The sequence below is a fragment of the Prauserella halophila genome (genome assembly GCF_024171895.1).
Taxonomy (GTDB): domain Bacteria; phylum Actinomycetota; class Actinomycetes; order Mycobacteriales; family Pseudonocardiaceae; genus Prauserella; species Prauserella halophila.
This window is the reverse complement of record NZ_JAMTCQ010000008.1, coordinates 1,214,650-1,229,993: the sequence shown is the minus strand read 5'-3', so window position 1 is coordinate 1,229,993 and position 15,344 is coordinate 1,214,650. Positions and strand designations below refer to the sequence as shown.

The following is a 15,344-nucleotide window of genomic DNA, read 5'->3' as shown; positions in this document are numbered from 1 at the left end:
ACTTCCTGCAGCGCGGGCGCGCGGTCCGGCGCGCGCGGACCGGCGTGCGCCCGCGCCGAGACAGGCGGGCCGTCCCGGCGCGGGCGCGGCATGCTCAGTCCATCGCCGCGGCAAGGCTCGCGGGGCGCATGTCGGTCCAGTGTTCGGTGATGTAGTCCAGTGCCTCCTGCCGGCCGGCTTCGGCGAGCGCCACCGTCCAGCCCGAGGGCACCTCGGCGAAGGACGGCCACAGCGAGTGCTGGCCTTCGTCGTTGACCAGCACCGAGTACGTGCCGTCCGGATTCTCGAAGGGATTGGTGCTCATCGGGGATTCCTTTCGTTGTCGTTGCGCAGCCGAGTGGCCAGTTCGGAGCCGATCAGGGCGAGCTGCGCGGGACGGGTCATGTCGTTGTGCCGGCTCGGCACGTCGATGCGAGTGACCGTTCCGGTGATGTGGCCGGTCCAGCGGTGTTGCATGTCCGGTTCGGTCTCGTCGTCGGTCGCCACGAACAGGACGACGTCCGAGGAGATCGTGCTGGGGACGAATTCCCGCGCCAGTGCGGTGTTGTTCCCGTAGACGTGATACAAGGCGCCGAGTTCCCGCTCGGTGATTTCACCGAGGATGCCGCCCTGTTCGCGGAGCATCTCGGTGATGCGTGCCCGATCGAGTACACCCTCGCCGACGATCGACGGGTCGTACCCGGCCAGGTCGAGCAGGGCTTCGTACAGCTCTCGCTCGTCGATGTCGGTCGTGTCCGCGCGTTCGGCGTCCGACTTCGGGAACGAGTCGAGCATCGCGAGCAGTTCCACCCGCTCACCGGCTCGTTCCAGTTGGTACGCCATTTCGTGGGCCACGATCCCGCCGAACGACCAGCCGAGGATGCGATACGGGCCTTCCGGCCGGACCCGGCGTATCTCGTCGACGTAGCGGGCTGCCATGTCGGGCACGGTCGGTGGCAGCGGTTCGTCGGCGGCGAGGCCGGCGGACTGGAGACCGTAGAGAGGCACGGCCGGGTCGATGTGCCGGATCAGGCCCGCGTAGGACCAGCTGAACCCGCTCGCCGGATGGATGCAGAACAGCGGGTTCTCGTCGCCGCCGCTCCGCAGTGGCAGCACCACGTCGAACGCGCCCGCCTCCGCGGTGTCCGGATCGTCCAGGCGCGGCACCAGCTGTGCCACGGTCGGTGCCTCGAAGAGGGTGCGGATCGCGATGTCCACTCCGAGCGTCGCACGCACACGGGTGATGAGTTTCGTTGCCAGGAGCGAGTGCCCGCCGAGGTCGAAGAAGCCGTCGTCGATGCCGACCCGGTCGAGCCCGAGCGACTCGGCGAACAGTTCGCACAGCAGCTGTTCCCGCTGCCCGCGTGGGCCTCGCCCACCGGTGCTCACGGTCGGGGCAGGGAGCTTGCCACGGTCGAGCTTGCCGTTCGGCGTGAGCGGCAACCGGTCCAGCACCACGACGGCGTTCGGGACCATGTACTCCGGCAGCGTGTCCGCCGCGTGCGAGCGCAGTTCCGCGGGATCCGCCCGGCCGTCGGCCGCGGCGGTGACGTAGCCGACCAGGCGCTGATCGCCCGGCTGGTCCTCGCGGACGACGACAGCCGCACGGTCCACCGCGGGGTGGCCGTCCAGCACCGCCTCGACCTCGCCCAGTTCGATCCGGAAGCCGCGGAGCTTGACCTGGTCGTCGACGCGCCGCAGGAACGACAGGGTGCCGTCGCCGTTCCAGCGCACCACGTCGCCCGTGCGATACATCCGCTCGCCCGGCTCGCCGAACGGGTCGGCGACGAACTTGGCGGAGGTCGACTCCGGCCGGTTCAGGTACCCGCGTGCCAGGCCGTCGCCCGCGACGTAGAGCTCACCAGGGGAACCGGCAGGTACCAGCCGCAGGCGTTCGTCCAGCACGTACAGCCGCGTGTTGTCGAGCGGTGTGCCGATCGGCAACGGTCCGTGCGGGATCGGATCGCCGGGTTCGATGCGGAACTCGGTGCAGTTGACCGTGGTTTCCGTCGGCCCGTACATATTCAGCACGGTCACGCCGGGGTGTTCGGTGCGCCATCGGTCGACGAGTTCGCCGAGGAGCAGCTCCCCGCCGAGCAGCAGCTCGGTGTCGGGGGAGTACTCCGGCGGCAGCGATTCCAGCAGCGGCAGGTGGCTCGGCGTCGCCTTCACGAAGTTCGCGGGGCTGCGCCGCAGCTGTTCGACCGTGTCCGGATCGGCTTCGTCGAACGAGGCGACACGCACGGTTCCGCCGACGGTGAGGGGCACGAACATCGCGGTGACCGTCAGGTCGAACGAGATCGGCGAGTGCAACAGCGTCTGCCCGCGCACGCCCGCGTAGTCGTCGCCCGCGAACGTCAGGTAGTCGACGAGCGCGCGGTGCTCGATCACGACGCCCTTCGGCCTGCCCGTCGAGCCGGACGTGTAGATCACGTACGCCGGGTTGCAGGGACGCACCGTCTCCGTAAGCACTGTGTCCTCGGAAGCCGGATCGCCGCCTGTCTCCTCCAGTTCCGGCACGGTGATCCGTTCGACCGCCGTGGCGGGCAGGTCCCGCGCGACGGCGTCGTCGGTGATCAGCAGTGCCGGGCCGGTGTCCGCGAGCATGAACTCGATGCGCTCGGGCGGGTATCCCGGGTCGACCGGAACGTAGGCCGCCCCGGACCTGAGGACACCGAGCAGCGCGACGAGCAGGCCGGGTGAGCGCGGCAGGGACACGGCCACGAAGTGCTCCGGCCCGGCGCCGCGGGCCTGCAACGCGGCGGCGACCCGGACGGCCCGCCGGTCGAGTTCGGAGTAGGTCAACTCCGTGTGCCCGTCGGTGACCGCTATCGCGTCCGGCGTGCGGCGGGCCTGCCGGGTGAACAGTTCGGGCGCGGTGACGTCGGGAACGTCGGTCGCGGTGTCGTTCCATTCCGTCAGCAACCGCGTGCGTTCGGCCGGGTCGGTGAGATCGATGTCGCCGACCGGTGCGGCCGGTTCGGAGGCCGCAGCCCGCAGCAGCCGTTCCAGCCTGGTGGCGATGCCTGCCACCGATTCGGCGTCGAACAGGTCGGTGCGGAATTCGATGAGCCCGGTGATGCCCTGCGGGGTGGCGTCCGCGCCGCGTTGTTCGCCGAGCTTGAACGACAGGTCGACCTTGGCGCCACCGGTCGTCACCGGCACCGGCTGCACCCGGAGCCCGGGCAGGTCCAGGCCGACCGCTTCGTGGTTGGCGAAGGACAGGATGACCTGGAACAGCGGATGCCTGCTGAGCGACCGTGGCGGGTTGAGTTCCTCGACCAGCCGCTCGAACGGCACGTCCTGGTTGGCGAACGCCTCCAGATCGGTCTCGCGTACCCGTGCAAGCAGGTCGGTGAACGACGGGTCGCCCGAGGTGTCGGTGCGCAGCACGAGCGTGTTGACGAAGAAGCCGATCAGGTCGTCGAGCGCCTCGTCGGTGCGCCCCGCCACGGGGGACCCGATCGGCACGTCCGTGCCCGCCCCCAGCCGGCAGAGCAGTGCCGCCACCCCGGCCTGCACCACCATGGCCAGGCTCACGGAGTGCTCGGCCGCCAGTGCTTCCAGCCGAGCGTGCAGGTCGGCGTCCAGCTGCATCGGCACCGTGTCACCCGCGAAGTCCGACGACGCGGGCCGCGGCCGGTCGGTGGGCAGTTCGATGCCCTCGGGAATGCCCGCGAGCGCGTCGGTCCAGTAGGTGAGTTGCCGGGCGATCGGTGAGCGGCCGCCGGCCTCGTCGACGTCGCTGCCGAGCACCTGCCGTTGCCAGAGGGCGTAGTCCGCGTACTGCACCGGCAGATCGCTCCACTGCGGCGGTTGCCCGTCGCGCCGCGCGGTGTAGGCCCGGGCCAGGTCGGTGGCCAATGGCTTGGCTGAGCCGCCGTCGCTCGCGATGTGGTGCATGACGACGACCAGGACGTGCTCCCGCGGCGAGAGTGAGAGCAGCGTGACGCGCACCGGAAGCTCGTGGGTGAGGTCGAAACCGGTGCGGGTGGCGTTCCGGATCTCCTCGTCGAGTTGCTCCGGATCGGCGGTCACCGTGCGGAACTCGGGAACGGCGACGTCGGCGGGGATGATCTTCTGGTAAGGCTCACCGTCGATCTCGGTGAAGACCGTCCTGAGCACCTCGTGCCTGGTGACGACGTCGGTCACTGCCGACCGCAGCGCGGGCTCGCCCAGTTCCCCGGACAACCGCAGCACCACCGGGACGTTGTAGGTGCCGCCCGATCCTTCGAGCCGGTTGAGGAACCACATCCGCCGCTGCGCGTACGACAGCGGAACGTGCTCACCGCGTGGCATCGGCCGCAACGGGGGCCGCTGCGCGTCGCCGGCGCCTTCGGCGTCGAGGCGCCCGCCGAGTGCCTGGATGGTCGGGGAGTCGAACACGGTCCGGACCGGCAGCTCCACCCCGAACACCGAGCGGATCCGGTTCACCAGCCGAGTGGCCAGAAGGGAGTGGCCGCCGAGGTCGAAGAAGTCGTCGGTGGCTCCGACGCCGTACACGCCGAGTACCTCGGTGAAGATCGACGCCAGGATGCTTTCGGTGGGGGTGCTCGGCTCGCGGCCTTCGCCGTCGAAGCCGAACTCCGGGGCGGGCAACGCCTTGCGGTCGATCTTCCCGTTGCGGGTCAGCGGGAACGTGTCGAGTCCGATGAGGACGGCGGGGATCATGGCGTCGGGCAGTGCGGCCGACAGCCGCTCCCGCGCGACCGTCGGATCGGCGTCCCCGACCACGTAGCCGACAAGCCGCTGCTGGCCCGAAGGGTCGGGGTGCACCACGACCAGCGCGTCCGACACGCTCTCGAGCTCCCGGATCGCTGCTTCGACCTCGCCGAGTTCGATGCGCTGCCCGCGGATCTTGACCTGGTGGTCGATCCGGCCGAGAAACTCCAGCTGTCCGTCCGGTCGGTATCGCACGCGGTCGCCCGTGCGATAGAGCCGCGCCCCTTCGACGCCGGAGAACGGGTCGGGGACGAACGCGCGTGCGGTCTTCGCCGGATCGGCGAGGTAGCCGTGGCCGACACCGGCGCCGCCGACACAGAGCTCACCGACCACGCCGATGGGCAACGGTTCGAGTTGTTCGTCGAGCACGTACAGCTGAGTGTTGCGCACGGCCCGGCCGATCGGGATCCTGCCGCTCAGATCGGTCCGCTCGGTGATCACGGCGTGCGTGACGTCGTCCGAACACTCCGTGGGCCCGTAGGCGTTGACCAGTGGAATGTCCGGGAAGCGGTCGAACCACCGTCGGCACACCGACTCCGGCAACGCCTCGCCGGTGACCATCAGCCACCGCAACGCCGTCAGGTCCTGCACCGCGGATCCGTTGTCCCACGAGTCGAGCGCTGTGCGCAGCAGTGACGGGACCACCTCGAGCATGGTGATGCGCTCGGACGCCGTGAGGTCGAACAGGGCCGCCGGGTCCAGCGCCGTGTCGTCGTTGACGATCCGGGTGGTGCCGCCGACCACGAACGCGGCGAGCATCTGCCACACCGAGATGTCGAACGACAGCGGCGCGTTCTGCACCAGGCTGTCGGACTCGGTCAGTTCGAGATCCTCCACCTTGGCGAGCAGATGGTTCACCATGCCGCCGTGGTGCACCATCGCGCCCTTGGGCCTACCGGTGGAGCCGGACGTGAAGATGACGTAGGCGAGGTCTTCCGGTTCACTTCGAGGTGGGTGGCTGGGTCCGGTGTCGGCGTCCAGCGCCTCGTCGGACAGCGCCTCGTCGGACAGCGCCTCGTCGGACAGCGCCTCGTCGGACAGCGCCTCGTCGGACAGCGCCTCGTCGGACAGCGCCTCGTCGGACAGTGTCTCGTCGGACAGGGTCACGACGGTCACACCGGTGCCCGCCGCCGTGGCGAGCTCGGCCGCCTCCGCGGTCCGCGACGGTTCGACCAGCAACCACCGCGCGCCGCTGTCGCGCAGCAACGCGACCTGTCTCGCCCGCGGTGCCCGGGGGTCGAGCGGGGTGTAGGCCGCGCCGGCACCGAGGATGCCCAGTACGGCGGTCGGGACGAGCGTGCTGCGGTCGGCGAGTACCGCGGCGATCGCGCCGGGTTCAGAGCCGCTCCGCGTCAGCAGACGCGACAGCGCACCGGCGCGGCGATCCAGCGCCGCGTAACTCACGGTCCCGTGCTCGTCGGCCAGCGCGGTCGCGTCCGGCCGCACTTCGGCGTGCCTGCGGACCTTCTCGACGACGCCCTCGCGGTCGACGGGCGCATCCGTGGCGTTGAACTCGGCCAGCAGCCGCCGCTCTTCGTCGTCGGAGAGGATCGGCATCGTGGCGATGTGCTGGTTCGGATCGGCCACGATCGCCTGCAGCAACCGGGTGAAGCGGTCGAGCAGACCACGGGCGGTGTCGTCGTCGAACAGCTCCGCGCTGTAGTCGAGCCTGCCGCCGATCCCGGCTTCCGTGCTGTCGACGTGGCGTTCGGTCAGGTCGACCGAGAGGTCGAACTGGGCGGCGTGGACATCCGCGGGTTCGACCTCGACGTCGACGCCCGGCAGCTCCAGCGTGGTGCTCGCGTTGTTCTGCAACACCAGCAGTACCTGGAACAACGGGTTCCGCCCGGTGACCCTGGCGGGTTTGAGGATCTCGACGAGCCGTTCGAACGGTAGGTCCTGGTGTGCGTACGCGGCGAGCAGCGTGTCGCGGACCCTGCCGAGCAGTTCGGCGAAGGTCGGATCCCCGGCGGTGTCCGTGCGCAGCACGAGGGTGTTGATGAAGAATCCGACGAGGTCGTCGAGTGCGTCGTCGGTACGTCCGGCGATGGGAGAGCCGATGGGGATGTCCGTGCCCGCGCCCACCCGGGTCAGGAGCGTGGCCAGCGCGGACTGGAACACCATGAACAGGCTGGTGCCGTGCTCGCGCGCCAGAGCAGTCAGTCCGGCGTGCAGCTGGGCGTCCAGCTCGAACATGACGGTGCCGCCCGCGTAGGTCGGGTCCGTCGGGCGCGGCCGGTCGGTCGGCAGGTCCAGTTCCTCGGGCAGGTCGGCGAGCGTGTCACGCCAGAACTCCACCTGGCGTGCGATGCCCGATTCGGGGTCGTCCTCCGTGCCCATCACGTCGTGCTGCCACAGGCTGTAATCGGCGTACTGAACGGGCAGTTCGGTCCATTCGGGACTCTCGCCGGACACGCGTGCGGCGTAGGCACGGCCGAGATCCCGGCCCATCGGCGCCATCGACCAGCCGTCGGCGGCGATGTGGTGGAGCACGAGCAGCAGGAAGAAATCGGCTTCGCCCGTCTGGAAGACGGTGGCGCGCACGGGCGGGTCGACGGCCAGATCGAAGCCGGCGGCGACGTCGCGGTGCACTGCGTCCCGCAGGTCGTCCTCGGTGATCGGTACGTGGCGGATGGTCGGGGTGGCGGGGTCGGCGTCCAGAACTCGTTGGACCGGTTCGCCGTCGACCTCCGGATAGACCGTGCGCAGCACTTCGTGCCGTTCGAGCACATCCTGCAGGGCCGCACGTAACGCACCGCGGTCGAGGTCGCCGCGCAACCGGAGCCCGATCGGGATCTTGTAGGGCGAGGCGTCCCCTTCGAACTTGTTCAGGAACCACAGCCTGCGCTGGCCGTACGACGCGGGCACGACCTCCGGACGGTCGTAGCGCACGAGTGCGGTGCGGGCGCTCTGAGCCGAATCGAATCGCCCGGCGAGCGTGGCCACCGTGGGCGCTTCGAACAGGGCACGGATGGGCAACTCCACACCGAAGGACGAACGGATCTTGCTGACCAACCTGGTGGCCAGCAGCGAATGCCCGCCCAGCGCGAAGAAGCCGTCGTCGATACCGACCTCGGCCACGCCCAGGACCTCGGCGAACAGGCCGCAGAGGATCTCCTCCCGCGGCGTCCGCGGCTCGCGGAACGTCGCGGCTGCCGTGAGGTCGGGTTCGGGCAGCGCTCGGCGATCCAGTTTGCCGTTGGTGGTCAACGGAAGCGTGTCCAGCGCGACGAATGCCGACGGCACCATGTACTCGGGCAACGCGGTGGTGCACCGGTCCCGGACGGCGTCGATGTCGGGATCGCCCACCAGATAGGCGACGATCCGCTTGTCGCCGGGCCGGTCCTCCCGGATGATCACCGCCACCTGCGCGACATCCGGCTGCGCCGAGATCACCGCCTCGATCTCGCCGATCTCGATGCGGAAGCCACGGATCTTGACCTGTTCGTCCGCACGGCCGACGAACTCGAGCACCGCGGGTGCCTCGCCGTCGGCGGGGCGGATCCAGCGGACGAGGTCGCCGGTGCGGTACATCCGTGCGCCGGGCGGGCCGTACGGGTCGCCGACGAACCGCTCGGCCGTCAGCTCCGGACGGTCGAGGTAGCCGCGGGCCACGCCGGCGCCGGCGATGTACAACTCGCCGGCGCTACCGGGCGGTACCAAGCGCAACCGGTCGTCGAGGACGTATGTCCGCATGTTGTCCAGCGGACGACCGATCGGCACGGTCGAACCGATCTCGGTGCCGGCGCTCATCAGGTGGTACGTGGCGAAGGTGGTGACCTCGGTCGGGCCGTAGCCGTCGCCCACGACGAGTTCCGGGTTGACCTCGAGTACCTTCCGCACCAGCGCGGGCGGTACGACGTCGCCGCCGGACCACACCTCCCGCACACCTGCGAAACAGTCGGGATGCTCCTCGGCGAGAAGCCGGAACAGCCCGGCGGTGAGCCACAGGCCGGTGATCCCGGTGCCGGTGATGACGTCGGCGAGTTCGGCCATGTCGAGCTCGCCCGCCGGGGCGACGACGAGTCGGCGGCCGGTGAGCAGCGGAACCCACAGTTCGTAGGTGGAGGCATCGAAGGCGTGCGGCGAGTGCAGCAGCACCCGTTCCTGGTTCGCTCCGTCCCATGCGCGGTCGAAGGCCAGGCTGAGCACGTCGTGATGGGTCACGGCGACGCCCTTCGGCACCCCCGTGGACCCGGATGTGTACATCACGTAGGCCAGGCTCGAGGGATGGCAGGCGACGTCCGGGGCCGTGACCGGTTCCTCCGCGACCGCACCGTCGGTGTCGACGTCGATGACGGTCGCGTGGTGTTCGAGCTCCCGGTCGACGGCGGAACCGTCGGTGAGCAGTACCGGCGCCGCCGTCTGAGCCAGGACCCGCTCCAGCCGGCCGTCCGGGCTCCTGCCGTCCAACGGGACGTACGACCCGCCCGCCTTCAGCACCGCCAGCGTGGACACGACGAGTTCGACGGAGCGCTGTTGCAGGATGGCGACCTTGTCCTCCGGGCGGACGCCGAGCCGGAGCAGTTGGTGCGCTCGCTGATTCGCGCGTCGGTCGAGTTCGGCGTAGGTCACCTCGGTGCCGCTCGCCGACACCGCGACCGTGTTCGGTGTGGCCGCGGCCTGGTGGGCGAACCGGTCCTGGACCGAGCCCTTGGTCGCGGGCACCTCGACGGCGGTGCCGTTCCACTGCGACAGCAGCAGTTCACGCTCGTCGGCCAGCAGCGTCTCCATCCGGCCGACCGGCAGTGCGGGGTCGTCGGTGATGCGCGTCAGCAGGGTGACGAGTCGGTCGGCCAACCGCTCCACGTCCGAGGGATCGAACACGTCGTCGCGGTAGGTCATCGTCAGGTGCAGTTCGTCGCCCGGCAACGCGACGAGCGTCAGCGGATAGTGGGTCGCGTCGTCGACCTCGGCGTTCGATATGGACACCCCGCTGCCCGGCGCCACCATGCGATCGGGGTCGAGCGGGTAGTTCTCGAACACCATCAACGTGTCGAACAGCTCGCCGGTGCCGAGGAGGCGCTGGATGTCGGTCAACCCGACGTACGAGTGGTCGGTGACGTCGAGGCGTTGCCGCTGCAGGCGATCCAGCAGTCCGGCCACCGTCTCGTGGGGGTCGAGCCGGACCCGGACGGGGAGCGTGTTGATGAACAGGCCGATCATGCTTTCCACGCCCGGCAGTTCCGGGGGACGCCCCGAGGTGGTGGCGCCGAACAGCACGTCCGACCTGCCGGTCACGCCCGCCAGCACCAGGCCCCACGCTGCCTGCAGCACGGTGTTGACGGTGACCGCGGAATCACGCGCGGTGCTCGTCAGCGCTTGGGTCAGGCTCTCGGGGATGCGGACGGTGTGGCGGCCGCTCGTGGCGGGGTCGGCAGGCGGATCGCCACCGGCCAGCAGCGTCGGTTCGGTGACGCCGTCGAGCACGTCGAGCCACGTGCGCTCGGCCGCAGCGCGGTCCTGGGACGCGCACCAGGCGAGGTAGTCCCGGTAGGGCGAGACCGGCGGCAGCGGCGCGCCCGCGTAGGCCGTGAACAGCTCGGCGGCCAGCAGCGGCATCGACCATCCGTCGAGCAGGATGTGGTGGTTGGTCAGCACCAGCGTGTACCGGTCGGCGGCGAGGCGCACGAGCGCGAACCGCAACAGCGGCGGCTGCGACAGGTCGAACCGGCGCTTCTCCTCGGCGCGGACGTCGGCGAGTGCGGTCAAGGGGTCGGCGTGTGCCGACAGGTCGACATCTCGCCACGGCAGCGGAACCTCGGGCGGCACGAACGCGACGGGGTGGGACAGGCCGTCGACCCGGAATCCCGTGCGCAGCCCCGCCTGGCGGTGCAGGAGGGATTCGGCCGCGCCGCGCAATGCCCCGGAGTCCACGGCGCCGGACAGTTCGATGGCCAGTTGCACGGTGTAGATGTCCGGTGCCGCGGCGTCGAATCCCGCGTGGAACAGCAGGCCCTCCTGCAGCGAGGACAGCGGCTGCAGGTCGGATCCCGCAGGCAGCGCGGGCATCAGTTCATCTACTTCGGACTGCGTGAGGTCGACCAGCTCGAAGTCGGACGGGGTGTGCCCGCCTGCACCGGGATCCGCCGTGTGCGCCACCAACCCGCGCAGCGTGTCGAACCATTCCCGGGAGAGCTCCGCCACGTCGGCGTGGTCGAACATCTCGCCCGGCCACGACCAGTCCGCCCGGAGAGTGGGGCCGTCGTGGCCGTCGCGGGTCAGTGCCGTGATCTCCAGCGCGTGCGGCACCGGCGTGTCCCCGGCCGTACCGCCACCGAGCGTGGCGGCTTCGGCGGCGGGCGCGAAGTCGGCGTTCTCGGAGGCGTCGGCGAATCTGCCGAGGTAGTTGAATCCGATCTGCGGGGTGGCCAGGCTCGCCAGCGCAGGGCCGGTCTGGGGGTTGAGGTAACGCAGCAGCCCGAAGCCGATGCCGTGGTCCGGCAGTGCGCGCAGCTGTTCCTTGACCGCCTTGAGCGCGGCACCCGCATGCCGCCCACCCGACACGGCGTCGGCCATGTCGCTGCGGTCGTCACTGTCGGCGCCGACCACCCCGTCGAGGTCGAGTCGCACCGGATACATCGACGTGAGCCATCCGACGGTGCGGGACAGGTCGCTCGCGTCGTCGGGTCCCACACCGTGCCTGCCGTGGCTCTCCAGGTGCAGCAGCGTCGTCCGGTCGGTGTGGCCCTTCGCGGAGCGCCAGCGCGCGACGGCCACGGCGAGTGCGGTGAGCAGAACGTCGTTGACGTCGGCGTGGAACGCGGCAGGGACCCGCGTCAACAGTGCTCCGGTGATGCCGGGAGGAAGTTCGCCTCCCACGGTCCGCACCGTCGAGACCGTGTCGTGGGCAGGGTCGAGGGGACGTGGGGTGATCGGCTCGGCAGGGCGCAGGACGTGCGACCACACCTCGAGTTCGTGCAGCCGGGCGGGTTCGTGGGCGAGGGCGCCGAGGCGCTGCGCCCAGTGCCGCAGCGGCGTACCGATCGGTGGCAGGTCCGGGGTGGCACCGGCGGCGACGGCCCGCCATGCCGCAGCGAGGTCGGGCAGCAGGATGCGCCAGGACACGCCGTCCACGGCCAGATGGTGGACAGCCAGCAGGAGCCGCCCCGGTTCGTCACCGGCGTCGAACCGTACGGCGGCGGCCATGATGCCCGCCTCCGGATCCAGCCGGGTTCCGATCGCGTCCGACTCGACGGCTACCGCGGCGCGGATCTCGTCGCTGGACATGCCGCGGATGTCCACCGTCGACACCGGGACTGTCCGGTTCCCGCGTTCCCGCGCCTCGAGCGCCCACACGGGCCCGGTGCCCGTCAGCTTCAGCCGCAGTGCGTCGTGGCGGTCTGCCAGAGCGGCGAGTACTGCGCTGACACCCTCGTCGTTCAGGCCGGCGGGGACGCGTACCAGCATCGACTGGTGGAACGCCGAGATCGGCCCGCCCTGCTCGCGCAGCCAGTGCATGATCGGGGTCAACGGCACGGCGCCGACACCCGCGTCGGGGTCGTCCGGTTCGGTTCCGGCCGCATCCGGTGCAGTCTTGCCTGCGAGTGTGGCGGGGGTGCGCAGGGTGAACACGTCCTTGGGCGTGAATGCGAACCCGGCCCTGCGAGCGCGGCTCACCAGCTGGATGGAGATGATGGAATCGCCGCCGAGGTCGAAGAAGCTGTCGTCGGCGCCGATCTCCGGTACGCCGAGCACCTCGCCGAACAACTCGACCATCGCCCGTTCTGCCTCTGTGGCCGGAGCGCGGCCCGGCGCCGCCGACGTGAGCTGAGGAGCCGGCAGCGCCTTGCGGTCCAGCTTGCTCCCGTTGGCCGTCATCGGCAGCCCGTCCAGCGTGACGTAGGCCGCCGGGCACATGTGATCCGGGAGTGATGCGGCCACGTGGGTCCGGAGTTCGGCATGCTCGGCCGTGCCGACGACGTACGCCACCAGTTGCTTCACACCGGGACGGTCCTCGCGGGCCACGACCGCGACCTGGTCGACCCGGGCGCAGGACAGCAGCACGGATTCGATCTCGCCGAGTTCGATGCGGAAGCCGCGGATCTTGACCTGGTCGTCGCTACGACCGTGGAAATCCAGTTCGCCCGACTCCCGCCACGACACGAGATCGCCGGTGCGGTACATCCGGTCGCCCGGGTCCCCGAACGGGTCGGCGACGAACCGTTCGGCGGTCAATGCGGCGCGCCCGTGGTACCCGCGTGCGAGCGATTCGCCCGCCAGATACAGCTCGCCCGGACTGTCGGGTGCGACGGGCCGGAGTGCGTCGTCGAGCACGTAGACCCGCGTGTTCCACAGTGGAGTCCCGATCGGCGGAGTGCCCTCGTCCGGAGCGAGTGGAGCGCTGGTGGTGGCGACGACGGTGGATTCGGTCGGACCGTAGGCGTTCACCATGCAGCGACCGGGCGCCCAGCGTGCGACGAGGTCCGCCGTGGTGGCGTCGCCGCCGACGATCAACGACGTGAGATCGTCGACGGTGGTCGACGGCAGGCTCGCCAGTGCGACGGGCGGGATGAGTGCGTGCGTGACGCGCTGGCCGACGAGTGTGTCGATGAGGATCTCGCCGGCAAGCGGGAGGTTGTCCGGCACCACGAGGGTCGCTCCGGAGCGGAACGCGAGGCACAGCTCCAGGACGAACGCGTCGAAACTCGGCGACGAGTACTGCAGCACGCGGGCGTCCGGTGAGCCGGCGAACCGTTCCCGTTCGGATTCTGCGAAGGAGGCGATACCGCGATGGGTCACCACCACACCCTTCGGTGTCCCGGTCGAACCGGAGGTGTAGATCAGGTACGCCGGATGGTCGTGCAGCAGGGGAGACGTGCGGTCGGTGTCCGTGAGGTTCCCGGAGCCGCCGTCGGTGGGCAGGTCGCCGGGACCGTCGATCACGAGCATCGCCGTTTCCACGTCGCCGGGGACCGCGCCGGGAGCGGCGATCACGAGAACCGGGTCGGCATCGGCGAGAGTGAAGGAGATGCGTTCGTCCGGGTAGTCCGGATCGATCGGCAGGTAGGCGCCGCCGGCTTTGGTGACCGCGAGCGCAGCGATCACCAGTTCGGGCGATCGGGGGAGTACGAGGGCGACAGCTTTCTCGGGGCCGACGCCGCGCTCGCACAACGCGCGGGCGAGCCGGTTCGCCCGCGCATTGACCTCGTCGTACGACAGGACGTCGGCGCCGTGAACCAGGCAGGACGCCGACGGCGTGGCGGCAGCCGCGCGCTCGAACATGGCGGGCAGCGTCACCGGCGCGAGATCGGCCCGGGTGTCGTTCCAGGTGGTCAGTACCGCGGTCCGCTCGTCCTCGGTCAACAGGTCCAGTGTGGACAGACGTTCGTCCGGGCGGTCGGCGATCGCGTGGAGCGCCGCCGTCATCCGGTCCAGCAGCCGGCGGGCCGAGCGGTCGTCGAACAGATCGGTGCGGTAGTCCAGCCGCAGTGTCAGCTCGTCCCCTGGAAGGGCGACGAGCGTGAGCGGGTAGTGCGTGTTGTCCCTGGCTTCGATGTCGGTGACCGCGAGGTCTGCGCCGGGCAGCTCGAGTGCGTCGGGATCGAGCGGGTAGTTCTCGAACACGACGAGCGTGTCGAACAGTTCGCCGGCTCCGGCGACGGCGGCGATGTCGGACAGCCTGGTGTGCTGATGATCGATGACCTCGCCCTGTGTGCGGGACAGCTCGGTGAGCACATCGTGGATCGTCGCGGCGGGGTCGAGCCGCATCCGGACGGGAATCGTGTTGATGAACAGTCCGACCATGGTTTCCACGCCGGGGAGGTCCGGCGGCCTGCCGGACACCGTCGACCCGAACACCACGTCATCGCGTCCGGTGTGCCTGCCGACGGTCATACCCCAGGCGGCCTGCACGAGCGTCGGAACGGTGACGTGGTGGCGTCGTGCGGACTCGGCGAGACGTTCGGCGAGCTCGGCCGGGCACGTGGTGGACGTCGTCGCGGGGCGGACCGGAGCGCGCGCGGGGTCGGCGGGAGACACCAGCGTCGGCTCGGCGACGCCGTCCAGCACCCGTCGCCACGCCTCTCGGCCCGCGTCGTGGTCCTGCTCGGCGAGCCAGCCGATGTAGTCGCGGTACGGCGTGACGCGGGGGAGCGTGCCGGCATCCGCACCGGCCGCGTACAGCGCGAACAGCTCCTGCACCAGCACGGGCATCGACCAGCCGTCGAGCACCACGTGGTGGTTGGTCACGACGAGCCGGTGCCGTCGCTCGCCCAGGTGCACCACGGAGAACCGCAGCAGCGGCGGGCGTTTGAGATCGAACGGCCGCGCCCGGTCGTCGTCGGCGATCGCGTCGGCCTCGGTCTCCGGGGCGGACTCGGTGGAGGCGTCGTGCACCCGCAGCGGTGTCGGCACGCTCGTGGCGATCACCTGGACCGTTGTGCCCGATTTGGTCTGCCGGAACGCGGCGCGCAGGTTGGCGTGCCGCTCGAGCAGGGCTGCGATCGAGCGGGCGAGCAGATCGGTGTCCAGGTCACCGGTGAGGCCGAGGGAGAACTGCACCGTGTAGACATCGGAGCGCTCCGCGTCGTCGTCACCGGTGCTGTCGTAGAGGCTGTGGAACAGCAGGCCCTCTTGCAACGGTGACAGCGCGAGAACGTCGGCTATCCGTGAACTCGGTTTGCTGCCTCGGGTACTCACCG

2 protein-coding genes are annotated in these 15,344 nt (G+C 70.2%); both read right to left on the bottom strand.

Translation table 11 applies throughout. The features are described from left to right. Positions 1-94 precede the first annotated feature (94 nt). A complete protein-coding gene (locus LY41_RS05740) occupies positions 95-304 on the bottom strand; it encodes an MbtH family protein (RefSeq protein WP_253862733.1) in 210 nt (69 codons plus the stop codon). After that, entirely contained in the window at positions 301-15,342 is a 15,042-nt protein-coding gene (locus LY41_RS05735) for a non-ribosomal peptide synthetase (RefSeq protein ID WP_253862732.1), read from the bottom strand. The genes LY41_RS05740 and LY41_RS05735 overlap by 4 nt, the downstream gene beginning before the upstream one ends. Positions 15,343-15,344 lie beyond the last annotated feature (2 nt).